Source organism: Myxococcus faecalis, from assembly GCF_050039385.1.
Lineage (GTDB): Bacteria > Myxococcota > Myxococcia > Myxococcales > Myxococcaceae > Myxococcus > Myxococcus fulvus.
The window spans coordinates 7437325-7456552 of sequence record NZ_CP144336.1; the positions used below are offsets into that span (position 1 = coordinate 7437325).

18 protein-coding genes and 1 other RNA gene are annotated in these 19228 nt (G+C 71.1%); 12 read left to right on the forward strand and 7 right to left on the reverse strand.

What is annotated here, in order from left to right:
• Positions 1-27: 27 nt before the first annotated feature.
• The 9 genes from ftsE to VZQ01_RS29940 all read left to right on the forward strand — a co-directional run bounded on the left by ftsE (position 28) and on the right by VZQ01_RS29940 (position 10429).
• Positions 28-720 (forward strand): cell division ATP-binding protein FtsE, encoded by a 693-nt coding sequence (gene ftsE, locus VZQ01_RS29900; RefSeq protein WP_223748153.1) that lies wholly within the window; start codon positions 28-30, stop codon positions 718-720.
• Entirely contained in the window at positions 717-1619 is a 903-nt protein-coding gene (locus VZQ01_RS29905; protein ID WP_223748154.1) for a cell division protein FtsX, read from the forward strand. The genes ftsE and VZQ01_RS29905 overlap by 4 nt, the downstream gene beginning before the upstream one ends.
• The gene (locus VZQ01_RS29910; protein ID WP_267699829.1) at positions 1616-2740 is read left to right on the forward strand and encodes a murein hydrolase activator EnvC family protein; all 1125 of its coding nucleotides are present in this window, start codon (positions 1616-1618) and stop codon (positions 2738-2740) included. Before VZQ01_RS29905 ends, VZQ01_RS29910 begins: the two co-directional genes overlap by 4 nt.
• A gap of 75 nt (positions 2741-2815) precedes the next feature.
• Positions 2816-3676: an alpha/beta fold hydrolase gene (locus VZQ01_RS29915; protein ID WP_426745332.1), complete on the forward strand. Its 861-nt coding sequence runs from the start codon at positions 2816-2818 to the stop codon at positions 3674-3676.
• 61 nt (positions 3677-3737) lie between these two features.
• Positions 3738-5111 carry a S41 family peptidase gene (locus VZQ01_RS29920; protein ID WP_255665473.1) on the forward strand — a complete coding sequence of 458 codons (1374 nt, stop codon included), beginning with the start codon at positions 3738-3740 and terminating at the stop codon, positions 5109-5111.
• Between the two features lie 70 nt (positions 5112-5181).
• Entirely contained in the window at positions 5182-7068 is a 1887-nt protein-coding gene (locus VZQ01_RS29925; protein ID WP_223748158.1) for a PEGA domain-containing protein, read from the forward strand.
• A gap of 2 nt (positions 7069-7070) precedes the next feature.
• Positions 7071-7379 carry a hypothetical protein gene (locus VZQ01_RS29930; RefSeq protein ID WP_223748159.1) on the forward strand — a complete coding sequence of 103 codons (309 nt, stop codon included), beginning with the start codon at positions 7071-7073 and terminating at the stop codon, positions 7377-7379.
• Between the two features lie 218 nt (positions 7380-7597).
• On the forward strand, positions 7598-8578 hold the full coding sequence (locus VZQ01_RS29935; protein WP_223781773.1) for a D-alanine--D-alanine ligase: 981 nt from the start codon (positions 7598-7600) through the stop codon (positions 8576-8578).
• A 327-nt stretch (positions 8579-8905) separates the two neighbouring features.
• A complete protein-coding gene (locus VZQ01_RS29940) occupies positions 8906-10429 on the forward strand; it encodes a cellulose synthase family protein (protein ID WP_223748161.1) in 1524 nt (507 codons plus the stop codon).
• 65 nt (positions 10430-10494) lie between these two features.
• Here the strand turns inward: VZQ01_RS29940 and VZQ01_RS29945 are convergent, their stop codons facing one another.
• Positions 10495-11025 carry a hypothetical protein gene (locus VZQ01_RS29945; protein ID WP_223748162.1) on the reverse strand — a complete coding sequence of 177 codons (531 nt, stop codon included), beginning with the start codon at positions 11023-11025 and terminating at the stop codon, positions 10495-10497.
• Positions 11026-11108: 83 nt separating this feature from the next.
• Here VZQ01_RS29945 and VZQ01_RS29950 point away from each other — a divergent pair, with 83 nt between their 5' ends.
• Entirely contained in the window at positions 11109-12197 is a 1089-nt protein-coding gene (locus tag VZQ01_RS29950) for a PEGA domain-containing protein (RefSeq protein WP_223781774.1), read from the forward strand.
• A 55-nt stretch (positions 12198-12252) separates the two neighbouring features.
• On the opposite strand, the gene VZQ01_RS29955 is transcribed toward VZQ01_RS29950, so the two are convergent.
• Positions 12253-12843 carry a hypothetical protein gene (locus VZQ01_RS29955; protein WP_141323768.1) on the reverse strand — a complete coding sequence of 197 codons (591 nt, stop codon included), beginning with the start codon at positions 12841-12843 and terminating at the stop codon, positions 12253-12255.
• Between the two features lie 53 nt (positions 12844-12896).
• Between VZQ01_RS29955 and VZQ01_RS29960 the strand changes: the two genes are divergently transcribed.
• Entirely contained in the window at positions 12897-14678 is a 1782-nt protein-coding gene (locus VZQ01_RS29960) for a M1 family aminopeptidase (RefSeq protein WP_223748165.1), read from the forward strand.
• Between the two features lie 12 nt (positions 14679-14690).
• Here VZQ01_RS29960 and ftsY read toward each other — a convergent pair whose 3' ends face one another.
• A complete protein-coding gene (ftsY, locus tag VZQ01_RS29965) occupies positions 14691-16256 on the reverse strand; it encodes a signal recognition particle-docking protein FtsY (RefSeq protein WP_426745333.1) in 1566 nt (521 codons plus the stop codon).
• Positions 16257-16325: 69 nt separating this feature from the next.
• Here ftsY and VZQ01_RS29970 point away from each other — a divergent pair, with 69 nt between their 5' ends.
• Entirely contained in the window at positions 16326-16883 is a 558-nt protein-coding gene (locus VZQ01_RS29970; RefSeq protein WP_046715611.1) for a hypothetical protein, read from the forward strand.
• Positions 16884-16891: 8 nt separating this feature from the next.
• Here the strand turns inward: VZQ01_RS29970 and rnpB are convergent.
• The 4 genes from rnpB to VZQ01_RS29990 form a co-directional block, all read right to left on the reverse strand.
• Positions 16892-17286: RNase P RNA component class A (rnpB, locus tag VZQ01_RS29975), an RNA gene on the reverse strand.
• 12 nt (positions 17287-17298) lie between these two features.
• A complete protein-coding gene (locus VZQ01_RS29980; protein WP_426745334.1) occupies positions 17299-17820 on the reverse strand; it encodes a WapI family immunity protein in 522 nt (173 codons plus the stop codon).
• Between the two features lie 9 nt (positions 17821-17829).
• Positions 17830-18447 carry a ribonuclease HI family protein gene (locus tag VZQ01_RS29985; protein ID WP_223748168.1) on the reverse strand — a complete coding sequence of 206 codons (618 nt, stop codon included), beginning with the start codon at positions 18445-18447 and terminating at the stop codon, positions 17830-17832.
• 9 nt (positions 18448-18456) lie between these two features.
• A complete protein-coding gene (locus tag VZQ01_RS29990; RefSeq protein ID WP_223748169.1) occupies positions 18457-19188 on the reverse strand; it encodes a zinc ribbon domain-containing protein in 732 nt (243 codons plus the stop codon).
• Positions 19189-19228 lie beyond the last annotated feature (40 nt).

Below are 19228 nucleotides of genomic sequence, written 5' to 3' on the forward strand. Positions count from 1 at the left end.
TAGGTTGGCGTCCTCCCGCGCCGCGCCATGATTCAATTCTTCCACGTCTACAAGGCGTATCCCGGCGATCCGCCGGTGCTCTCGGACATCAACCTCAGCGTGGAGAAGGGCGAGTTCCTCTTCCTCACGGGCCCCTCGGGCGCGGGCAAGACGACGCTGCTCAAGCTCATCTTCTGCGCGGAGAAGGCCACCAAGGGGCAGATTCTGGTGGGCGGCCGCAACATCGCCCGCATCCGCGAGTCCGCCGTCCCCTACCTGCGCCGCAACATCGGCGTGGTGTTCCAGGACTTCAAGCTGCTGCCGCACCGCACCGTGGAGGACAACGTGTCCTTCACGCTGGACGTGCTGGGCGTGCCGCGCGCGCAGGCGCGCGACAAGGTGCGGCGGATGCTCAAGCTGGTGGGGCTGGAGCACAAGGCGGACTCGTTCCCCCTGCGCCTGTCGGGTGGAGAGCAGCAGCGCGTGGTCATCGCGCGCGCGCTCGTGAACGACCCGACCATCCTCCTGGCGGACGAGCCCACCGGCAACCTGGACCCGGCGCTCACCGTCGAAATCATGGACCTGCTCACGCAGGTGAACATCCGGGGCACCACGGTGGTGGTGGCCACGCACGACGCCACGCTGCTCGCGCGCTACCAGAAGCGCACCGTGCGCCTGGAGCGCGGGCAGATTGTCTCCGACGAGGACGGCGTCAAGGCGGCGCGGCGGATGGTGGTATGAGCGCGCTGGCGAAGACGCGGTACTTCTGGCGCTCGGCGGCGGTGGGGCTCAAGCACTCGCCCTTCGTGCACTTCATCGCCGTGACGACCATCGCGATTGCCCTGTTCTCCGCGGGGCTGGCGCGCGGCGGCGCCCGGGTGCTCGACAACCTCCTGGCGTCCCTGGGCGGCGAGGTGGAGGTGACGGTGTACCTGGCGCCGGAGCTGGGCCAGGACGAGGCGCACGGCGTGCGCGCCCGCGTGGAGGCGCTCAGCCAGGGGCAGGTGACGCTGGTGCCGCCGGACGCGGCGCTGGCGAGGCTGCGCACCGAGCTGGGTGATTTGGGCGAGGCCTTGTCGGAGCTGCCGGAGAACCCGCTGCCCGCGGCGCTGGAGCTGCGTGTGCCGCCCGCGCAGCGCACGCCCGAGGCGCTCCAGGCCCTGGCGAAGGAGCTGCGACAGCTGCCCGGCGTGTCCGGCGTGGACTACGGTGAGCAGGCCGTGGAGCGGCTCACGGCGATTGCTCGCGCGCTGAGCTTCGGGGCGATGGTGGCCTTCGTGGTGGTGCTGGGCGCCACCGTCGTCATCGTCGCGGCCACGCTCCAGCTCGCCATCTATTCGCGGCGCGAGGAGATTGAAATCCAGAAGCTGGTCGGCGCCACGGACCGCTTCGTCAAGGCGCCCTTCCTGCTGGAGGGGCTGCTGCAGGGGCTGCTCGGCGCGGGCGTGGCGCTGTTGGGGCTGTGGGCCTTCGGCAAGCTGGTGGGGCCCACGCTGGGCTCGCTGTTCGCCTTCCTCCTGGGGCCGGGCGTGGCGGCGCCGTGGGTGGAGCCGCGCCTGGTGCTGGAGCTGGTGGGCGCGGGCTGTGGCCTGGGGCTGGGCGGCAGCTTCGTGGCGGTGGGCCGCTTCCTGCGCGTATGAGCCGCGTCCTCGTCCTCGCGCTCGGCCTGGCGCTCCTCGGCCTCCCCGCGCGCGCACAGAAGCTGGAGGAGGCGGAGCAGTCCGCGCTGCGCGAGAGGCTGGCCGCGCAGCGCGCGACGCTGGCGCTGGTGGAGGCCAAGAAGCTCACCGTGCTCGAGGGCCTGGAGCTGATGGAGGAGATGGTCGCCTTCTCGCGGCGCCGCGTGCGCGCGCTGGAGGCGGACCTGGCCGTGTTCCGCAAGCGCGTCATCCTGGCTGAGCGTGAAGAGGTGCTGCTGCGCGAGGCCCTGCGCGTGCAACTGCGCCGGCTGTCCCCGCGGCTGCGCACCCTCTACCGCGTCATGCGCCGCCGCCCGCTGGAGGTGCTGCTGTCCGCCGAGGACTTCTCCGCGCTGGTGTGGCGCGCCCGCGCGTTGGAGGCGAGCATGGCCGGAGACCTGGACCTGCTGCGCGGCGTGCAGCGCGTGGCTCACCTGCAGCGCCAGTCCACGCTGGAGCTCAAGCGGCTGCAGACCTCGCTCGCCGCGCGCGTGGCCTTCCTCCAGGAGCAGGAGCGGCTGGCGCGCGCGCAGCACGAGGCGCTCGAGGAGGTGGTGGGCTCTCTCGCGGGTGAGGCGGAGCTGGCGCGCCGCGCGGTGAAGGAGCTGGAGCAGGCGGACGCGGAGCTCTCCCAGGTGGTGCGCGAGCTGAAGGAGGCGCCCGCCACGCACGGCTTCGGCGCGCTCAAGGGCAAGCTGCCCTCGCCCACGCGAGGCATCGTCGAGGTGGGCTTCGGCAAGGTCGTCAACCCGCGCTTCAACACCGTCACCGTGCAGAAGGGGCTCGACATCCGCGCCGCCTCCGGCACGCCCGTCATCGCCGTGGCCGATGGCACCGTCGTCTATGCCGGCTCGCTGCGCGGCTACGGCAACCTGCTCATCCTCGACCACGGGGACGGCTACCACACCCTCATGGCCCACCTGTCGTCGGTCACCCCGGAGGTGGGCGCCCCCGTCGTCGCCGGTGAGCCGGTGGGCGAGGTGGGGGACACCGGCTCGCTCAAGGGCTCGTACCTCTACTTCGAGGTCCGCAAGGCCGGGCAGGCCGTCGACCCCGCACCCTGGCTGGCCCCGACGCCCTGACGCATTGCGGCACGCTTGAGGCGGGCTTGTTATCCTGGGTGAAGGGATTTCGGCACGAGAGGAGCGAGCAGGCGCATGGACCTCATGGGCGGAATGCAGAAGGCGGTGCGACGGGTGCTGGTGGCCCGGGGTGTCCAGTCCTCGACAGTCGACGTCGGTGGACAGTCGGTGCACTTCTACTCGCTGAAGGGGCAGGGGAAGGGGCCGCCGGTGGTGCTGGTGCACGGGCTGGGCGGCTCGGCGAACGGCTTCGGGCGCACGTTCTTCGGCCTGTCGAAGCGCTTCTCGCGCGTGGTGGCGCCGGACCTGCCGGGCCATGGCTTCTCCGTGCAGTACTGCGGCGGCCAGGTGTGCGTGCGCAACCAGTTCGAGGTGCTGCGCGCCTTCGTCGAGCAGGAGGTGAAGGAGCCCTCGTACGTGGTGGGCAACTCGCTGGGCGGCGCCATGTCGGTGAACCTGGCGGCCGAGTCTCCCCAGTGGGTGCGCGCGCTGGCGCTGGTGGCCCCGGCGGGCGCGGAGCTGCCGCTGGAGGAGAGCACCGCGCTGCTCAACGCGTTCAAGGTGGGCACGCCCGCCGAGGCCCGCGCCTTCACCCGGCGCCTGTTCCATCAGGCCCCGCTGCCGGCGCTGCTCCTGGCCACCGAGCTGCGGCGCTTCTATGACACGCCCACGGTAAAGGCCCTCACCGCCGAGGCGCTCGAGTCGCGGCTGAGCCTCTCGCCGGAGGCGGTGGGCAAGCTGGCCATGCCGGTGCTGTTCCTGTGGGGCGGCAGCGAGCGGCTGTTGCCCTCCCGCTCGCTGGACTGGTTCCGCTCCCACCTGCCGGCGCACGCGCAGGTGAAGGTGGTGCAGGGCTTCGGCCACGTGCCGCAGATGGAGCGTCCGGACGAGCTGGTGTCGCACCTGGTGCGCTTCGCGGATGCGTCGGGCCTCTGAGGGCCGGGTATAGACTGGGACGCCCTTCGAGCTGTCTTCCGCGAAAGGACGTACCGTCGTGATGCGTCTCTCCCAGCCATGGCGCGCGGCGCTGGCCGCGCTCCTCCTCGTGTCCGAGCCCTCGGCCGCACAGGAGAAGAAGGACGCGGGCGGGAGCAGACCTCCGGGGAAGGCGGAGCGGGCGGAGAAGGACGACGCCACCTATCGCCAACTGGAGACCTTCGCGCGCGTGCTCTCCTACGTGGAGAACAACTACGTGGAGCCGCCCGACCGCGAGCGGCTGGTCTACGGCGCCATCCAGGGGATGCTCGACACGCTGGACCCGCACACCGTCTTCATGCCGCCCGACGTGTTCCGGGAGATGAAGATCGACACCTCGGGCGAGTGGGGCGGACTGGGCATCGAAATCGCGCGCAAGAACGACCGCATCATCGTCGTGGCGCCCATCGACGACACGCCGGCGGCGCGCGCGGGCCTCAAGGCGGGCGACGAGCTGGTGGGCATCGATGGTGAGAGCACGCGGGGCATGGACGTGGGCCGCGCGATGCAGAAGATGCGAGGGCCCGCCGGTGGCCGCGTCCTGCTCACCATCCAGCGTCAGGGTTTCACCGCGCCGCGAGAGATCGCCATCATCCGGGACCACATCCGCATCGTGTCGGTGGAGGGCGCGCTCTACGGAGGCATCGGCCACGTCAAGGTGAAGAACTTCCAGGAGCGCACGGACCAGTACCTGCGCAAGGAGCTGGACCGGCTGCGCGGCCTCAACGGCGGCAAGGAGCTGCGCGGGCTGGTGCTGGACCTGCGCAACAACCCCGGGGGCCTGTTGGACCAGGCGGTGGCGGTGAGCGACCGCTTCCTGCCGGGCAACCTGCCCATCGTCTCCACCCGGGGGCGCGACGGGCGCAACTCCACCGAGGAGCGCAGCAAGGACCGCGACACGGAGAAGAACTACCCCGTCGTCGTGCTGGTCAACGCGGGCAGCGCCTCCGCGTCGGAAATCGTCGCCGGCGCGCTCCAGGACCATGGCCGCGCCACGCTCATCGGCACGCCGACGTTCGGCAAGGGCAGCGTGCAGACGGTCATCGAGCTGGAGGACGGCTCCGGCCTGAAGCTGACGATTGCCCGCTACTACACACCCAAGGGCCGCAGCATCCAGGAGCGCGGCATCACCCCCGACTACGTCGTCCCGGACGAGGCGGGTGGAAAGCCCGGACGCGAGGCGCCGCGCGAGAAGGACCTGCAGCGTCACTTCCGCGCGGAGGGCTCGGAGGAGGCCTCGTCCCAGCCGTCCACGCTCAAGGGCCCTCCGGAGAACCTGGTGCCCTGGGACGTCGCCGCGCCGCTGAAGGACCCGCCGCTGAAGGTCGCGCTCGAGTACCTCAACGGGCTTGCGGCCCCTGGTGGACGGCCTCCGGCGCGCGCCGAGGGTCGCTGAAGACACTGCTTCCCCCTTGCTTTTCGCCGCGACCTCCGTTTGATGGCGGGCGGACAAAGGTGAACGAGTGATGCGACCTTCGAGCAATCGCGCGATGCACGCGGCCCTCAGCGGGTGGTTGGTGGGCATGCTGGCCGTGGGCCCCGCCGCCGCGCAGTCGAGCCTCCCCCTCAGGCTGACGCCCCGAGCAGTCCCCTCCGCCTCTCCGTCCTCGGTGACGGTGGTGGCCATCCCGCTCGATGCCACGGCGCGCACGGAGGCGGCGCGGCTGGCGTACTGGGCCGAGCAGTCCGTGGCGCGCTCGGGCCGGCTGGAGCTGGTGCGTCTGTCGGAGGCGCTGGACGCGCAGGGCAGGGCCGAGCGCGAGGCGAAGGCCGCCGAGGGCACCCAGGCCATGAAGGACGGCCAGGCGGCGTACGACGAGCTGGACACACAGAAGGCGCTCGAGCGCTTCGACGTGGCCGCCAAGGCGTTCGAGGCGGGAGACCTGTCGCGCGGCTTCGGCGACTTCGTCCGCGCCCGGGTGATGAAGGCTGCCTCGCAGGTGGCCAACGGCGAGAACGCCGCCGCGCAGCTGGAGATTCGCGCGGTGCTCGCGGTGGACCCGCGGGCGCAGTTCTCGTCCAACTTCTTCCCGCCCGACGAGATGGCCTTCGTGGACAAGGAGCGCAAGGCGGCGCTCGCCGGCTCCACCGTCGCGCTGACGGTGCGCACCGAGCCCGTGCCCGCGCAGGTGTACGTGGACGGCCAGTTCCGGGGCGTGTCGCCCGTGTCGCTCCAGGGCCTGACGGCGGCGGACCACTTCGTGACGGTGATGGCGCCGGGCTACGAGCTCGAGCAGCGCCGCGCCCGCGAAGGGGAGACGTCGCTCACGCTGCGGCCCTCGGCTTCGCAGCGCGCGCTGCAGGCCATCACCGAGCGCGTCGTGCGCAAGCCCGACGGTGTCGAGCGGGACATGGCCCTGCGCGAGCTGGGCGCGCTGGCCGGTGTGTCCCAGGTGCTGGCGCTGCTGGTCCAGGGCGGCACGGGCACGGCGCCCGTGCAGGTGACGGGCCTGCGGCTGGACGTCACGGACGGCCACAACCTGGGCTACGCCGTGGGCTCGGTGCCCGTGGGCGAGGCCATGGCGACGGGCTCCGACACGTTCCTGTCCTCGCTGGTGGGCGCGGACACGGCGAGGCTCGCGGGCAACAAGCCGGTGACGCACTTCTCGAGCGGCGGCAGCAGCAACCGCAAGACGATGGGCTACGTGCTGATGGCCACGGGTGTCGCGCTGCTGGCGGGCGGCATCTACTTCGGCATGGAGGCCTCCTCGAAGGAGGATGACTTCCGCCGCGCGCCCCAGACGAGCCCCCGCGCCAAGGACTTCAAGGACACGGGCAAGACGTACGCCCTGGTGGCCGACATCGGCCTGGTGACGGGTCTGGTCTCCGCGGGTCTGGGCAGCTACTTCGCCTTCGCCGGTGGTGGAAGCAGCTCTTCGTCCTCCTCCTCCTCCTCCAAGGCCGCGGCCACGCCCTCCCGTTCGCGCGCCACGCCTCCGCCGTCCAAGGCCGCGCCCTCCAAGAGCGAGTCCCTGGACATGCCGCCTCCGCCCAAGGGCACCCGGCCCGTGAGCGAGCCGCTCCCCATGCCTCCGCCCCCGTCGAAGACGACGACGCCCGCGCCGGCCAAGACGACGCCCGCGCCCCAGGCCACCGAGCCGGCTCCGGCGCCGCCCCCCGCGCGCGACACGAAGCGCTCGCGCGACGAGGACGCCGCCCAGCGCGAGGAGGAGCTCAAGAAGCGCCGCGAGGAGGTCGAGCGCCAGCGCCGTGAGCTGGAGGAACGCCGCAAGCAGGAGGAGGCCGACGCGGAGGCCAAGCGCAAGCGCGACGAAGAGGAGAAGCGCAAGCGCGAGGAAGAAGAGAAGAAGAAGCGGCCGTCCATCGACGAAGACGATCTCCGGAATTACTAGCCATGCGACGTCCCCTTCGTTTGCTCATCCCCATGGCGGCCCTCTCCCTGGGCCTGTCCGCGTGCAGCCTCCTGGTCGACTTCGACGAGGAGGGTCAGCCCTGCGATGACCGCAACCAGTGCCTGGAGAACTACGTCTGCAAGGACGGCAGTTGCACCGCGGACGACACCCCTCGGCCCTCCGATGGTGGCACCGACGCGGGCACCACGGATGCCGGCACCGACTCTGGCACCCCGGACGCGGGTGGTGACGCCGGCCCTGTCCCGGGCCCCGGCCCCGTGGACGCGGGAACCGGTGACGGCGGCTTGTAGTCGCGGGCGCGAGGGGCGGTAGTTCCTACAGCCCCTGGCGCCCCGTGGCCGGGCTGCCGCGCCGCGTCCCCGCGGACACGCCCGCCTGGCCGCCCGCTGGTCCTCGCAACCCCGCGTCTCCACTCGGGACGCGTGGCCTGGCCGCCTGTGTCCCACCCCTCGGGGTGGGGTTGGCATCCGCCGTGCTCTGTCGTGAACCCACGGAGGGTTTCATCGACATGGGCAAGCGCGTCGGAGTGCTGATGGGCGGGTGGGGTGAGGAGCGGGAGATTTCGCTCAAGAGCGGGGAGGCCGTGGTGGCGGCGCTCGAGTCCCGCGGCCACCACGTCACCCGGATATTCGCGGGGCCGGGCCTGGACCGCGCGCTGCGGGCCGCCGAGCTGGACGTGGCCTTCATCGCGCTGCACGGGCGCATGGGCGAGGACGGCCGCGTGCAGGGCCTGCTGGAGCTGCTGGAGCTGCCGTACACGGGCTCGGGCGTCCTGGCGTCCGCGCTGGCGATGAACAAGCCCTTCGCCAAGAAGCTCTTCCGGCTGCACAACCTCCCCACGCCCCAGGGGTACCGCGTGGGCCGCGACGACGCTGCGCGCGCCCCGGAGCTGCATGGGGACCTGGGCTTCCCCTGCGTGGTGAAGCCCGCCTGTGGCGGCTCCTCGGTGGGCCTGGGCGTGGTGCGCGAGCCTCAGGAGCTCGCCCAGGCGGTGGCGCAGGCGTGCCGCTTCGGGGGCGAGGCGCTGGTGGAGCGCTTCGTGTCCGGGCGCGAGGTGACGGTGGGCATCCTCGGTGACGCGGTGCTGGGCAGCTGCGAGGTGGCCACGCCGCGCGAGGGCTTCGACTTCGAGGCCAAGTACAAGGGGGGCGCCCGCTACTTCCTGCCGCCCCGGCTGTCCGCCACGCGGGTGGCCAACGTGGAGGCGCTGGCGCTCGCCGCGTACCGCGCCCTGGGCTGCCGGGGCTACGCGCGGGTGGACCTGCTGTGCTCGGACACCGACAACGACGTGGTGCTGGAGGTCAACACGCTGCCCGGCTTCACCCCCACCAGCCTCCTGTCCAAGATTGCCGGCCACGCGGGCCTGGACTTCCCGGAGCTCGTCGAGCGCATCCTGGCGCTCGCGACGCGCGACGAGGCGGGTATCCTGGATGCGCCCGAAGTCACCCCCGCTCCCGTCGTCGACGAGCCCCGCCGCGCCGTCAGCTGAAGCGACGCCCCGACAGCCCCAGGCCGCCTGCCCGGCTCCCCAGGGCGTTCCTCCAGGCCCTCGTGACCCGCTCCGACGCGGTGGGTCACGATGGACCTGAACGGAACGTTCAAATTCGGGGAATAATTTGACACGTCCTTGACGCCTCCCTATTGTCCGGCGCGATCAGTCCCGGAAGGTCAAACCCTTGTCTTTTCGGGCACATACGGGGCGGGGGCTCAGCGGACCCAGGAGGCGGCGGTCGGCGTGAGGACGGGATTCCGGAGCCGCCGCGTATGGAAGGACCGCGGGCCACGGGGGCCGTGCGGGAGGGGCTGAGCGTCACCGATGACCACCGTCGAGATCATCTTCCTGGGCGTCTATTTCAGCGTCCTGTGCGTGCTGGCGGTCTACGGCTCGCACAGGTACCGGATGGCGTTCCTGTACTACCGGCACAAGTTCAAGCTGCCGACGCCCAAGGGCTCCTTGAAGGAGCTGCCTCGCGTCACCATCCAGCTGCCCATCTTCAACGAGATGTACGTGGTGGAGCGCCTGGTGGAGTCGGTGTGCCGCATCGACTACCCGCGCGACCTCCTGGAGATCCAGGTCCTCGACGACTCGACGGACGAGACGTGTGGCATCGCCCGGGCGTGCGTGGAGCGTCACCGCCAGAAGGGCCATGACATCGTCTACATCCACCGCGTCAACCGCGAGGGCTTCAAGGCGGGCGCGCTGGAGAACGGCCTGAAGTCCGCGCGCGGCGAGTTCGTCGCCGTGTTCGACGCCGACTTCGTGCCGAGCCCCGACTTCCTGCTGCGCACGGTGCCGTTCTTCTCCGACGCGAAGGTGGGCATGGTGCAGGTGCGCTGGGGCCACCTCAACCGTGAGTTCTCCATCCTCACGCAGGCCCAGAGCATCTTCCTGGACGGCCACTTCATCATCGAGCACACGGCGCGCAACCGCTCCGGCTGCTTCTTCAACTTCAACGGCACCGCCGGCATCTGGCGCCGGGGCACCATCGCGGACGCGGGCGGCTGGCAGCACGACACGCTGACCGAGGACCTGGACCTGAGCTACCGCGCCCAGCTCAAGGGCTGGCAGTTCGTGTTCCTCCCGGAGGTCATCTCCCCGGCCGAGGTGCCGGTGGACATGAACGCCTTCAAGAGCCAGCAGCACCGCTGGGCCAAGGGCTCCATCCAGACGGCGAAGAAGCTCCTGCCCACCATCCTCAAGAGCGACCTGCCGCTGGTGGTCAAGCGCGAGGCGTTCTTCCACCTCACCAACAACATGGCTTATCTGTTGATGGTGCTGCTGTCGGTGCTGATGCCCATCAGCATGGTGGTGCGCTTCCAGCACGGCCTGTACGGCACGCTGTTCCTGGACCTGCCCTTCTTCGTGTCCGCCACGGCGAGCGTGTGCTTCTTCTACGTGGCCGCGCAGCGCGAGCGGGGCGTGAAGGGCTGGGAGCGGGTGAAGTACCTGCCGTTCCTGATGAGCCTGGGCATCGGCCTGGCCATCAACAACGCCAAGGCCGTGGCGGAGGCGCTGCTCAACCAGCAGTCGGGCTTCGCCCGCACGCCGAAGACGGGCGCCGAGGGCAAGAAGGTCGTCGCGGTGAAGAAGGCGTACCGCGGCAGCAAGACGCTGATGCCGGTGGTGGAGCTGCTCTTCGCGGCGTACTTCACCGGGGCGCTGTGGTTCGCCATCGACGCGCGCATCTACACGTCGCTGCCCTTCATCATCCTGTTCCAGGCGGGCTTCCTGTACGTGGGCGTCTCCAGCCTGATGCAGGGGTTCGCGGGCCGCGTGAAGCTCAGCGACGCCGCTCCCGCCGTCAACGCGGCCGAGGAGCAGGCGCGCCGCGCCGCCTGAGGTCAAGCCGTGCGCGCCCCGGGAGGTCTTCCGGGGCGTGACGCGAAGCCGGGCGCCGGGGACCTTCAGGGACCCGCGTCCGGCGTCTCCCGCAGCAGCACCTGCTTGAGGCGCACCGGCGGAGGTCCGGTGCGGGAGGGCTGGCAGCCCTCGTCGATGGACGTGCTGGCCACCGCGCGCAGCGTGAGGCCCGCGTCGTCGCATGCCACCAGCTCCGTGGGGAACACGACGGGGCAGGGAGCGCCCGAGCCCGTGAAGCCCGTGGCGCGCGTCTCCCCGACGAAGCCGCCCGGTGTGCGCTGCAGGACGATGGTCGCCCCGCTCGAGTCGGCGCCCGGGGTGCCCGCATCCGTGTCCGCGAGCGCGCGCACCACGGCCAGCGTCAGCGTGCCCGCGTCCTCCTCGCCCCGGTAGCGGAACGCGGGGTTCTCCTCGTGGCGGTACTCGCCCGCCTGGCTGCTCTCACAGCCGGGCGGCACACGGATGGGCGGTGGAGGTGGGGAGCGCGTCTCCAGGGTGGGAGGCGCCTTGGCGGGGCACGCCGTGAGGCAGAGGACACTGAAGCCGAGGGCCAGCGATGGCAGGGCGCGGTGCATGGGGCGCGGATATTGGCTGAATGGACGTGCGAGCGGGACTTCGTTTGATTCCCCTTGGACGACTCTCTAACCTTCGGACCGTCATGAGCATTCGACGCCTCGTCCTCTTTTCGCTGGTGGCCGTCCTGGCGGCACCGTCCTCCGCGCTCGCTCAGGCCGACGACCTGCTCGCTCCACTCACGCCGTCGAAGTCGGCGACGAAGAAGCCGGCCAAGCCGAAGGTGGTGAAGAAGAAGAAGGCGGAGAAGGCGACGGCGAAGAAGCCGCCGAAGGCCGCCAGGCCCGCCGCCACCGCGAAGGGCTCGAAGAAGAAGAACCTCCCGCCACCGGATGACAGCCTGCTGGCGCCCCTGGCGCCGGTGAAGACGGAGCTCGCCGTCGTCATCGCCGGGGGTGTCCGGGGCGCGCGGCTGACGCTGGATGGCCGCGACGCGGGCGCGCTGTCGGCCACGCCCATGACGGTGCCCGTGGCGCCCGGCGACCACCTGCTCGTGGTGCGCAAGGCCGGCTACGAGGACTACTCGCGCCGGTTCACCGTCAAGGAGGGCTCGACGCAGGACGTGAAGGTCGCGCTGGTGGCCACCATGGGCTTCGCGCGGGCCATCTCCGATGTGGCCGGCACCAAGGTCCTGGTGGACGACGTCGAGGTGGGCACGGTGCCTCTGAGCGACATCCTGCTCAAGCCCGGCTCGCGCGAAATCGAGTTCCGCGCGGAGGGCTTCCGCCCCGACATCCAGCGCATCAACGTGCTGGCCGGCACCAACTACGAGCTGGTGGGCAAGATGCGGCCCCTGGTGGACACCGCGGTGGCGAGCAACACGCCGCGCGAGGACGTGCCCGCCAACCCCGTGCTGGACCCGTCCTCCACGTCGCAGGGGGATGACTACAACCCGGCCCTGGCCTTCAACGAGAAGTCGCCGGACGCCGAGCTGGAGGGCTCCAGCAAGCCCTGGTACGGCCGTTGGTACGTCTGGGCCGGCGTGGGCGCCGTCGTGGCCGCGGGCACCGTGGGCGCGGTGATGGCGACGAAGGAGCCGGGCATCAAGCCCCCCAACCTCGGGACGGCCTGCAACAACGGCCCCTGCGACATCGTGCTGGGGGGCGGCATCCGCCCGGTGCGCGGCAACGGTGGCGCGCAGAAGCTGGCGCCCGTGGGCGGGCTGCGCTTCTAGCATCCCGAAAGGCCGCGTCCCCTCGGATGGGTGGCGCGGCCCCGGAGGTTCCGTCTCACTCCCCGCGCAGGTCGTCCTCGACGGCGCGGGGCTCGGGCGCGGAGAGGACCAGGTACACGTCCGACACGCGTCCCACGCCCCAGGTGTCCAGCACGGTGGTGCGCACCTTGAAGGGCTCGGACTCCGGCAGGAACTCCGTGAGGTCCACCTCTCCCGGCTCGAAGGTGAAGGCCCGGCGCCCCACGTTGTCCACCTGCTCGTTGCCCAGGTGGACGCTCTCGGTGAAGCCCACGACGGCGCGGCGCTTCACCTGTCCCTTGGCGTCGGTCACCTCGAACAGCAGGAAGTTGTCCACGCTGATGCCGAGCGTGCCCTTCGCGTCCCCGTAGAGCCGCGCGCGCATGCCGTCGCGCTGGAGCACGGGCGTCTCGCCGAAGGTGACGACGCGGGGCGTGCGCTCGCCCTCGTCCGTGTCCACCTCCACGTCCTCGCGCACCTTGTCCAGGGTCTCCGTCTCCTGGGGCGGCGTGTCCACGACCAGGCGGACGGAGCGGGGAGTCGTCGGGGCGGCGGTGGGCGCGGGGACGTTGCGCGCGCACGCCATCCACCCCAGGGTGGCGGCCAGCAGGAGCGTTCGAGAGTGCATGTCCCGCAAGGCTAGACGAGCCGTGGTGGCCCGGGTCAATTAGCATGCGCTTCATGCGCCCAGCCCTGCTCAGCCTGCTGTCGTGGTGCCTGCTCCTCGGACAGCCGGCCCGGGCGGACATCCCTCCGGAGGTGGCGCTGAGCCTCCAGCACCTCAAGCCCGCCGAGCGCGAGCGCGCCGCGAAGGCACTGGGCCCCCTGGAGGAACTGCCGCGCTACCGGGTGCAACTCGACGTGAACCCCGAGACGCGCGAAGCCACCGGGCGGGTGCAGGTGGAGGTGCTGGCGCGTGAGCAGCCCCTCAAGGAGCTCTACCTGCGGCTGACGCCCAACGCCCTGGGTGGCAAGCGGGTGGTGTTGTCCGACGCGCGGATGAACACCGCGCCCATCGTCCTGGAGCAGCCGGAGCCCACGTTGTATCGCCACCGCCTCGCGGAGCCCATGCCCGTGGGCATGGCGGTGGTGCTGGACGTCGCCGTGCGCGCGGTGGTGCCTCGGGGGGAGAAGGGCGGGGGCGGGCTGCTGGCCGGCGCCGGTGGCGGGAAGAAGGGCCCTGGAGACCATGGCGCCTTCTCCATCACGGAGGACTTCGTCAGCCTGGTGGGTGTGGTGCCCCAGGTGCCGCCGCTGGACGACAAGGGGCAGCCGTGGGCGGGGCCGCAGGGCATTGGAGATCTGGCGCTGTACGCGCCGGCGCATGTGCTCGCGTCCATCACCGTGCCGTCGGGCTGGGTGGTGCACGCCACCGGCGCGGCCATGGGCGAGGTGCCGGAGCGTGACGGCCGGGTGCGCTACGCCTTCGCCGCGGGCGCGGTGCGCGACTTCCCCATCCTCGTGTCGAAGGGCTACGCGGTGTCCACGGCCACGGTGAACGGCGTCACGGTGGAGAGCCACTACGCCGCGCGCAACCAGGACGTGGGCGAGCGCGTGCTCAAGTACGCCACGTCCGCGCTGGCGGAGTTCGAGAAGCGCCTGGGGCCCTTGCCGTACACGCACTTCCGGGTGGTGGAGGCGCCGTTGTCCGGAGGGGCGGGCGGGATGGAGTTCCCCGGCCTCATCACCGTGGCGACGTCGCTGTACCGCGGCGTGGTGGACCCGCTCGAGATGGTGGCGGGCCACGTGGATCTGGAGCAGCTGAAGGAAGTGATGGAGGCGCTGGGCCCGTTGGGCGCGGGGGCACCGATGGCGCAGATGGGCGAGACGCTGGAGCGCACGCTGGAGTTCACCGTCGCGCACGAGGTGGCGCACCAGTACTTCGCGGGGCTGGTGGGCTCGGACCCCATCAACGCGCCCGTGGTGGACGAGTCCCTGGCGCAGTACGCGGCGCTGCTCTACATCGAGTGGAAGCACGGCAAGAAGGCCGCCGAGTCGATGCGCAAGGAAGCGCTGGTGGCGCCGTACCACATGTACCGGATGTCGGGCGGCGAGGACGCGCGGGCGGACCGGCCCACGGGCGCGTTCGATGGGGAGATGGAGTACGGCGCGCTGGTGTACGGCAAGGCACCGCTGCTGCACCACGCGTCGCGCAAGCTGGTGGGCGACGCGGCCTTCTTCCAGGGCCTGCGCTCCTACGTGGACACGTACCGCTTCAAGTGGACGTGCAAGGAGTGCTTCACCAAGGAACTCGCCAAGGCGAGCCCCGGCAACGGCAAGGCGCTCGAGCGGCTGCGCGTGCGCTGGTGGCAGGAGGCTCGCGGTGACGATGATTTGGGTCTGCCCAACCTGGACTCGGTGATGGACACGCTGGGGGCGGGCAGCGGCCTGGACGCGGATGCGCTGGACGCCCAGGCCAAGGAGCTGCTTGAGCAACTGCTGCCCTCACTGTTGGGACAGTGAGGGCAGGACGCTTCAGTCGAAGAGCGCCTGGACGAACTCGCGCGGCTCGAAGCGGCGCAGGTCGGCGACCTTCTCGCCCACGCCCACCCAGACCACGGGCAGCTTGAGCTCGTCGCAGATGCCGATGATGACGCCGCCCTTGGCGGTGCCGTCCAGCTTCGTCAGGGCGATGGCTGTGACGCCCACGGCCTCGTGGAACTGCTTGGCCTGCTGGATGGCGTTCTGGCCGTTGGTGGAGTCGAGCACCAGCAGCACCTCGTGCGGCGTGCCGGGCATGGCCTTGTCCATCACGCGCTTGACCTTCTTGAGCTCCTCCATGAGCGGCGCCTTGGTGTGGAGCCGGCCCGCCGTGTCGGCGATGACGACGTCGGCGCCCTCGGCCTGGGCCTTCTTGATGGCGTCGAAGATGACCGAGCCCGGGTCTCCGCCCTCGGCGCCCTTCACCAGCTGCGCCTTGGCGCGCTCGGCCCACACGTCGAGCTGCTCGGTGGCCGCCGCGCGGAACGTGTCGCCCGCGGCCAGCACCACCTTCTTGCCCTCGCCGGTGAGCTTCGCGGCCAGCTTGCCGATGGTCGTCGTCTTCCCCGCGCCGTTGACGCCCACCACCATGACGACGTGAGGCGGACCGCCGCCCTCCAGCGAGCGCGGCACCGGCAGGTCGACGATGCGCGCCACCTCCGTGCGGATGAGGTCCTTGATGCGCTCGGAGTCCTTCAGCTCGCTGCGCTTGAGCTTCTCGCGCGCCACGTCCACCAGCGTGCTCGCGGTGCGCACGCCGATGTCCGCGGTGAAGAGAATCTCCTCCAGCTCCGCCAGCACGGACTCGTCCACCTGGCGCTGCGAGCCGAACAGCCCGTTGAGGCGGGCCATGAAGCCCTGGCTCTTGGTCTTGTCCAGGCCCTGGGCCAGCGTGCGGCCGGCCTCCGCGTCCACCTTGGCGCGGGCGGCGGCCTCCTCGGCGCGGCGGGCCTCCTCGACGGCGGCGGCCTCGCGGGCCCGCTCCTCCTCCAGGAGTCGCTGGGCCTCGGCCTGCTCACGCTTGCGCCGCTCGCGGGCCTCGTCGTCGGCGGCCTTCTTCGCGCGGTACTCGACGCGCTTCTCCTCCTCCTCTCGCTCCTTGAGGGCGCGGGCCTGCTCCTCCAGGCGGGCGCGCTCGCCGGCGTCCGTGGTGGTCCGGGCCGCGCGGGTGAGCTCCTCGCGCTGGCGGGCCAGCTCCTGGGCGCGGGCGTGGGCCTCGTCCACCTCGCGCAGCCGGGCGGCCTCCTTCTCCGAGGGGGGCAGCTCGACGCGCAGCTCCGGCCGCTCGGCGGGCAGCGCGGGCTTCTCCGGGACGGGGACGCCGGGCTTCTTGCCCGGCTCGGGCGCGCGCTTCTTGAAGAAGAGCTTGCGGGCCGCCAGCACCATCAGCAGGGCGAAGAGGGCCGCCCCGCTGATGCCCACCACGTCGCCCGTGGTGAGGCCGTCCGAGGGGGGCACGCCCGTCCCGGGCTGGGTGGTTTCCCCGCCCGGGGTGGGGGCGGGGGAGGGGGCGGGCGGCACCTGCGCGGTCAGGGCGTCGAGGGCATTGGGGGTCTTCATGGGCGCGGCTCCGCATACACCAACACGCCGGTGGATGCAGCGCCCCCGGCCGAGTAGAAACAGCGGGCCATGCGCCTCAAGCTCCCCACTGTCGTGCTCCCGTCGGTTCTCCTGCTGGCCAGCGCCTGCATCGTCGAGGCTCCCGGTGGCGCCAGCGCCGAGCAGCGCAAGGCCGCCACGGTGACGCAGGTTCCGGCGCTCTCCGTGCGCAACGGCGCGAACCTGGGAGGCAAGGTGGAGCTGGTGGCGGCCACCGTGCAACCCGGGCGGCTGACGCCCGGCGAGCGCGCCCAGGTCACCCTCTACTTCAAGGTGCTCCAGGCCATCGATGAGGACTACCTCATCTTCGTCCACGTCGAGGACGCGGGCGGCCGCATGGAGCGGATGAACCTGGACCACAAGCCGGCCAACGGCATGCTGCCCACGTCCCAGTGGAAGCCGGGCGAGACGGTGAAGGACGAGTTCTCCATCTACCTCCCCGCGGACGCCAACCCGAAGGCGCTCAACATCTGGCTGGGGCTGTGGGACCCCCGCACGGACACGCGCCTGACGCTGACCAACCCGGACGCGGTGCGCAACGACGGGAAGAACCGCCTGCTGGTCGCGCAGGTGCCCGTGGCGCGGTGAGGGAAAAGCGTCGGAGTGGGCCGTAAGCCGGGTTCTGTTCCCGCCCCTTTCGGGACGGGCGATGAACATTCATCTAGGGCCCTGGTTGCCCAGGGGCCTCATCAGCGAGCAACCCGAACGCATGGGGCGGGCAACCCCTGTCCCCCGGACAGCGGGGACGCGCTCCTATTGGCTCTTGCTCCAGGTGGGGTTTACCGAGCCGTCCGAGTCACCCCGGACGCGGTGCGCTCTTACCGCACCGTTTCACCCTTACCCGCCCCTCGCGGAGCGGGCGGTCTGTTTTCTGTGGCACTTTCCTGCGAGTCGCCTCGACTGGCCGTTAGCCAGCACCCTGCCCTCTGGAGCCCGGACTTTCCTCCCGCCACCCAGGATTGCAGTGGCCGGCGTTCATCTGGACCACTCCGACTCCTGCCCCTTACAACAGGCCCGGGAGGGCGGTCCACTCCGGGCCGCGAGGCTCAATCCCAGGGGGCTCCCGGGCAGGGAAGCGGGCGTGCTCCTCGTGGGCCCACCGTGCCATGGCCTTCGGGTCCACCTCCTCAAGGGGGAACTCGACCCAGGCCGAGCTGTGGGCGCCCTGGCCACGTGGGGGCGCCCAGGGCGGCCGTGACTCGGCATCGAAGTGGACGCGCAGCCGCCGCTTCCCGCCCTTCACCGGCACGAGGGAGAAGGAGAGGTTGGGCTCGAGGAAGTGATAGGCGGGCCGAGGGCCCCGCATGTCGACGGTGCCCATGTTCTCGAACCAGCGCGCCAGTGAGAGCAGTTCCCCTGTCTCCAGACTGGGGTCCACCTTGGTCCAGGGCTCCTGTCCTGGCACCTGGACGGTGAAGCGGATGAGCAGCCAGTTCAGGCTGTCGACGGTTCCATCCGGGAACTGGTAGCCGACGATGTCCAGCCGAAGCGAGTGGCAGTGGGAGGCCCGTAGCTCGAGCGCCATCCGAAGAGTCTACATCCGCTCGTCGATGGCCCGGTTGCTCATGGCGTCCGCGTCCGCGTTCTTCGCGCGCGGGATGTGGTGCAGCTTCACGCGGGTGAAGCCCGACAGGAGCTTCTTCGCCTCGTCGAACAGCGGCCGCAGCGTGGCGCTCTTCACCTGGTACTGCCCGCCCAACTGCCGGATGAGCAGCTCGCTGTCCGCGTAGACGTCCACCTCGCGCGCGCCCAGCGCCTTCGCGTGCTTCAGGCCCAGCAGCAGCCCCATGTACTCGGCGTGGTTGTTCGTCTGCGTGCCGAGGAACCGGCCCAGCCGGGCGACCACGTGTCCCTCGGCGTCCGTCACCACCGCCCCCGCGCCCGCGGGCCCCGGGTTGCCCCTGGCGGCGCCGTCCGAATAGACGCGCACGCGGGGCAAGGGCTCGGAGGGTGGGGGAGGGGACAGCGCCTCGGCGGGCGCCCGCGCCACCTCGTCCCCGAGCGGCGGGGACGGGTCCAGGCGGGTGGCGGCCTCGTCGAGGAGCTGCCCCAGGTGCTCCCGCGTGAGGCCGCGGAAGGCGCGCACCGTCGACGAGAGCGGCTCCTCGCGCGCGATGTGGCGGAGGATGTCGACCAGCGACGGCGCGGGCATCCGTGCGGCCTACTTCGCCGCCGCGGGCGTTTCCTGGAGCGCTTCCACCGCGTAGATGATGCGGTTGCAGGACGGGCAGATGTCCGTGCCGAGCGAGGTGCGCAGCTGGTTGTAGAGCTGCGGGGGCACGTTCATGTTGCAGCCCTGGCAGGTGCCGGCCACCACGCCGACCAGCGCGGGCAGCTTCTTCTTGCGCACCACCTCGTAGCGCCGCAGCAGCGTCGAGTCGACGCCCTCCGCGACACCCGCGCGGCGGCCCTCGAGCGCCTTCACCTGCGCCTCGGACTCGCCCAGCTTGCCGCGCAGCTCACCCATCCTCGCGGACAGGCCCTGCTGCTTCGTGGCGAACTCCGCCTCCTTGCCCTTGAGCGCCTCGCGAGCCTGGCCGAGCTGCTTCGTCAGCTCCACCTGCTCCTCGGCCATCGTCAGATTGGCCTTCTTGGCGATGTCGATTTCACGGGCCAGGGCGGAGTACTCGCGGGTGGAGCGCTGTTCTGCCAGGCGCGCCTCCCACTTCTTCACCTTGTCCTTCTCGTCCGTGATGTTCTGCTCGACCTGGGTCTTCTGCCGCTCCATGTCGGCGACCCGTGCGCGCTCGGCCTCGATGGCGCTGCGAGCCACCCCCAGCTCCCGCTCCAACTCGGCAATCTGACGGGGGTGGATGTCCGCGGCCTTCCGGAGCGATGCGACCTCCAGGTCCACATTCTGAAGCTCCGCCAGCGCCTTCAATTTCTCCCGCAAAGTTGCTGCCTCCCACAGAGCCGCACCGTGTACGGCCGCG

What these genes read in the sequence shown, in the direction of transcription:
- ftsE (WP_223748153.1), top strand. Translation starts at nt 28, where the DNA reads ATGATTCAATTCTTCCACGTCTACAAGGCGTATCCCGGCGATCCGCCG.
- VZQ01_RS29905 (WP_223748154.1), top strand. Translation starts at nt 717, where the DNA reads ATGAGCGCGCTGGCGAAGACGCGGTACTTCTGGCGCTCGGCGGCGGTG.
- VZQ01_RS29910 (WP_267699829.1), top strand. Translation starts at nt 1,616, where the DNA reads ATGAGCCGCGTCCTCGTCCTCGCGCTCGGCCTGGCGCTCCTCGGCCTC.
- VZQ01_RS29915 (WP_426745332.1), top strand. Translation starts at nt 2,816, where the DNA reads ATGGACCTCATGGGCGGAATGCAGAAGGCGGTGCGACGGGTGCTGGTG.
- VZQ01_RS29920 (WP_255665473.1), top strand. Translation starts at nt 3,738, where the DNA reads ATGCGTCTCTCCCAGCCATGGCGCGCGGCGCTGGCCGCGCTCCTCCTC.
- VZQ01_RS29925 (WP_223748158.1), top strand. Translation starts at nt 5,182, where the DNA reads ATGCGACCTTCGAGCAATCGCGCGATGCACGCGGCCCTCAGCGGGTGG.
- VZQ01_RS29930 (WP_223748159.1), top strand. Translation starts at nt 7,071, where the DNA reads ATGCGACGTCCCCTTCGTTTGCTCATCCCCATGGCGGCCCTCTCCCTG.
- VZQ01_RS29935 (WP_223781773.1), top strand. Translation starts at nt 7,598, where the DNA reads ATGGGCAAGCGCGTCGGAGTGCTGATGGGCGGGTGGGGTGAGGAGCGG.
- VZQ01_RS29940 (WP_223748161.1), top strand. Translation starts at nt 8,906, where the DNA reads ATGACCACCGTCGAGATCATCTTCCTGGGCGTCTATTTCAGCGTCCTG.
- VZQ01_RS29945 (WP_223748162.1), bottom strand. Translation starts at nt 11,025, where the DNA reads ATGCACCGCGCCCTGCCATCGCTGGCCCTCGGCTTCAGTGTCCTCTGC.
- VZQ01_RS29950 (WP_223781774.1), top strand. Translation starts at nt 11,109, where the DNA reads ATGAGCATTCGACGCCTCGTCCTCTTTTCGCTGGTGGCCGTCCTGGCG.
- VZQ01_RS29955 (WP_141323768.1), bottom strand. Translation starts at nt 12,843, where the DNA reads ATGCACTCTCGAACGCTCCTGCTGGCCGCCACCCTGGGGTGGATGGCG.
- VZQ01_RS29960 (WP_223748165.1), top strand. Translation starts at nt 12,897, where the DNA reads ATGCGCCCAGCCCTGCTCAGCCTGCTGTCGTGGTGCCTGCTCCTCGGA.
- ftsY (WP_426745333.1), bottom strand. Translation starts at nt 16,256, where the DNA reads ATGAAGACCCCCAATGCCCTCGACGCCCTGACCGCGCAGGTGCCGCCC.
- VZQ01_RS29970 (WP_046715611.1), top strand. Translation starts at nt 16,326, where the DNA reads ATGCGCCTCAAGCTCCCCACTGTCGTGCTCCCGTCGGTTCTCCTGCTG.
- VZQ01_RS29980 (WP_426745334.1), bottom strand. Translation starts at nt 17,820, where the DNA reads ATGGCGCTCGAGCTACGGGCCTCCCACTGCCACTCGCTTCGGCTGGAC.
- VZQ01_RS29985 (WP_223748168.1), bottom strand. Translation starts at nt 18,447, where the DNA reads ATGCCCGCGCCGTCGCTGGTCGACATCCTCCGCCACATCGCGCGCGAG.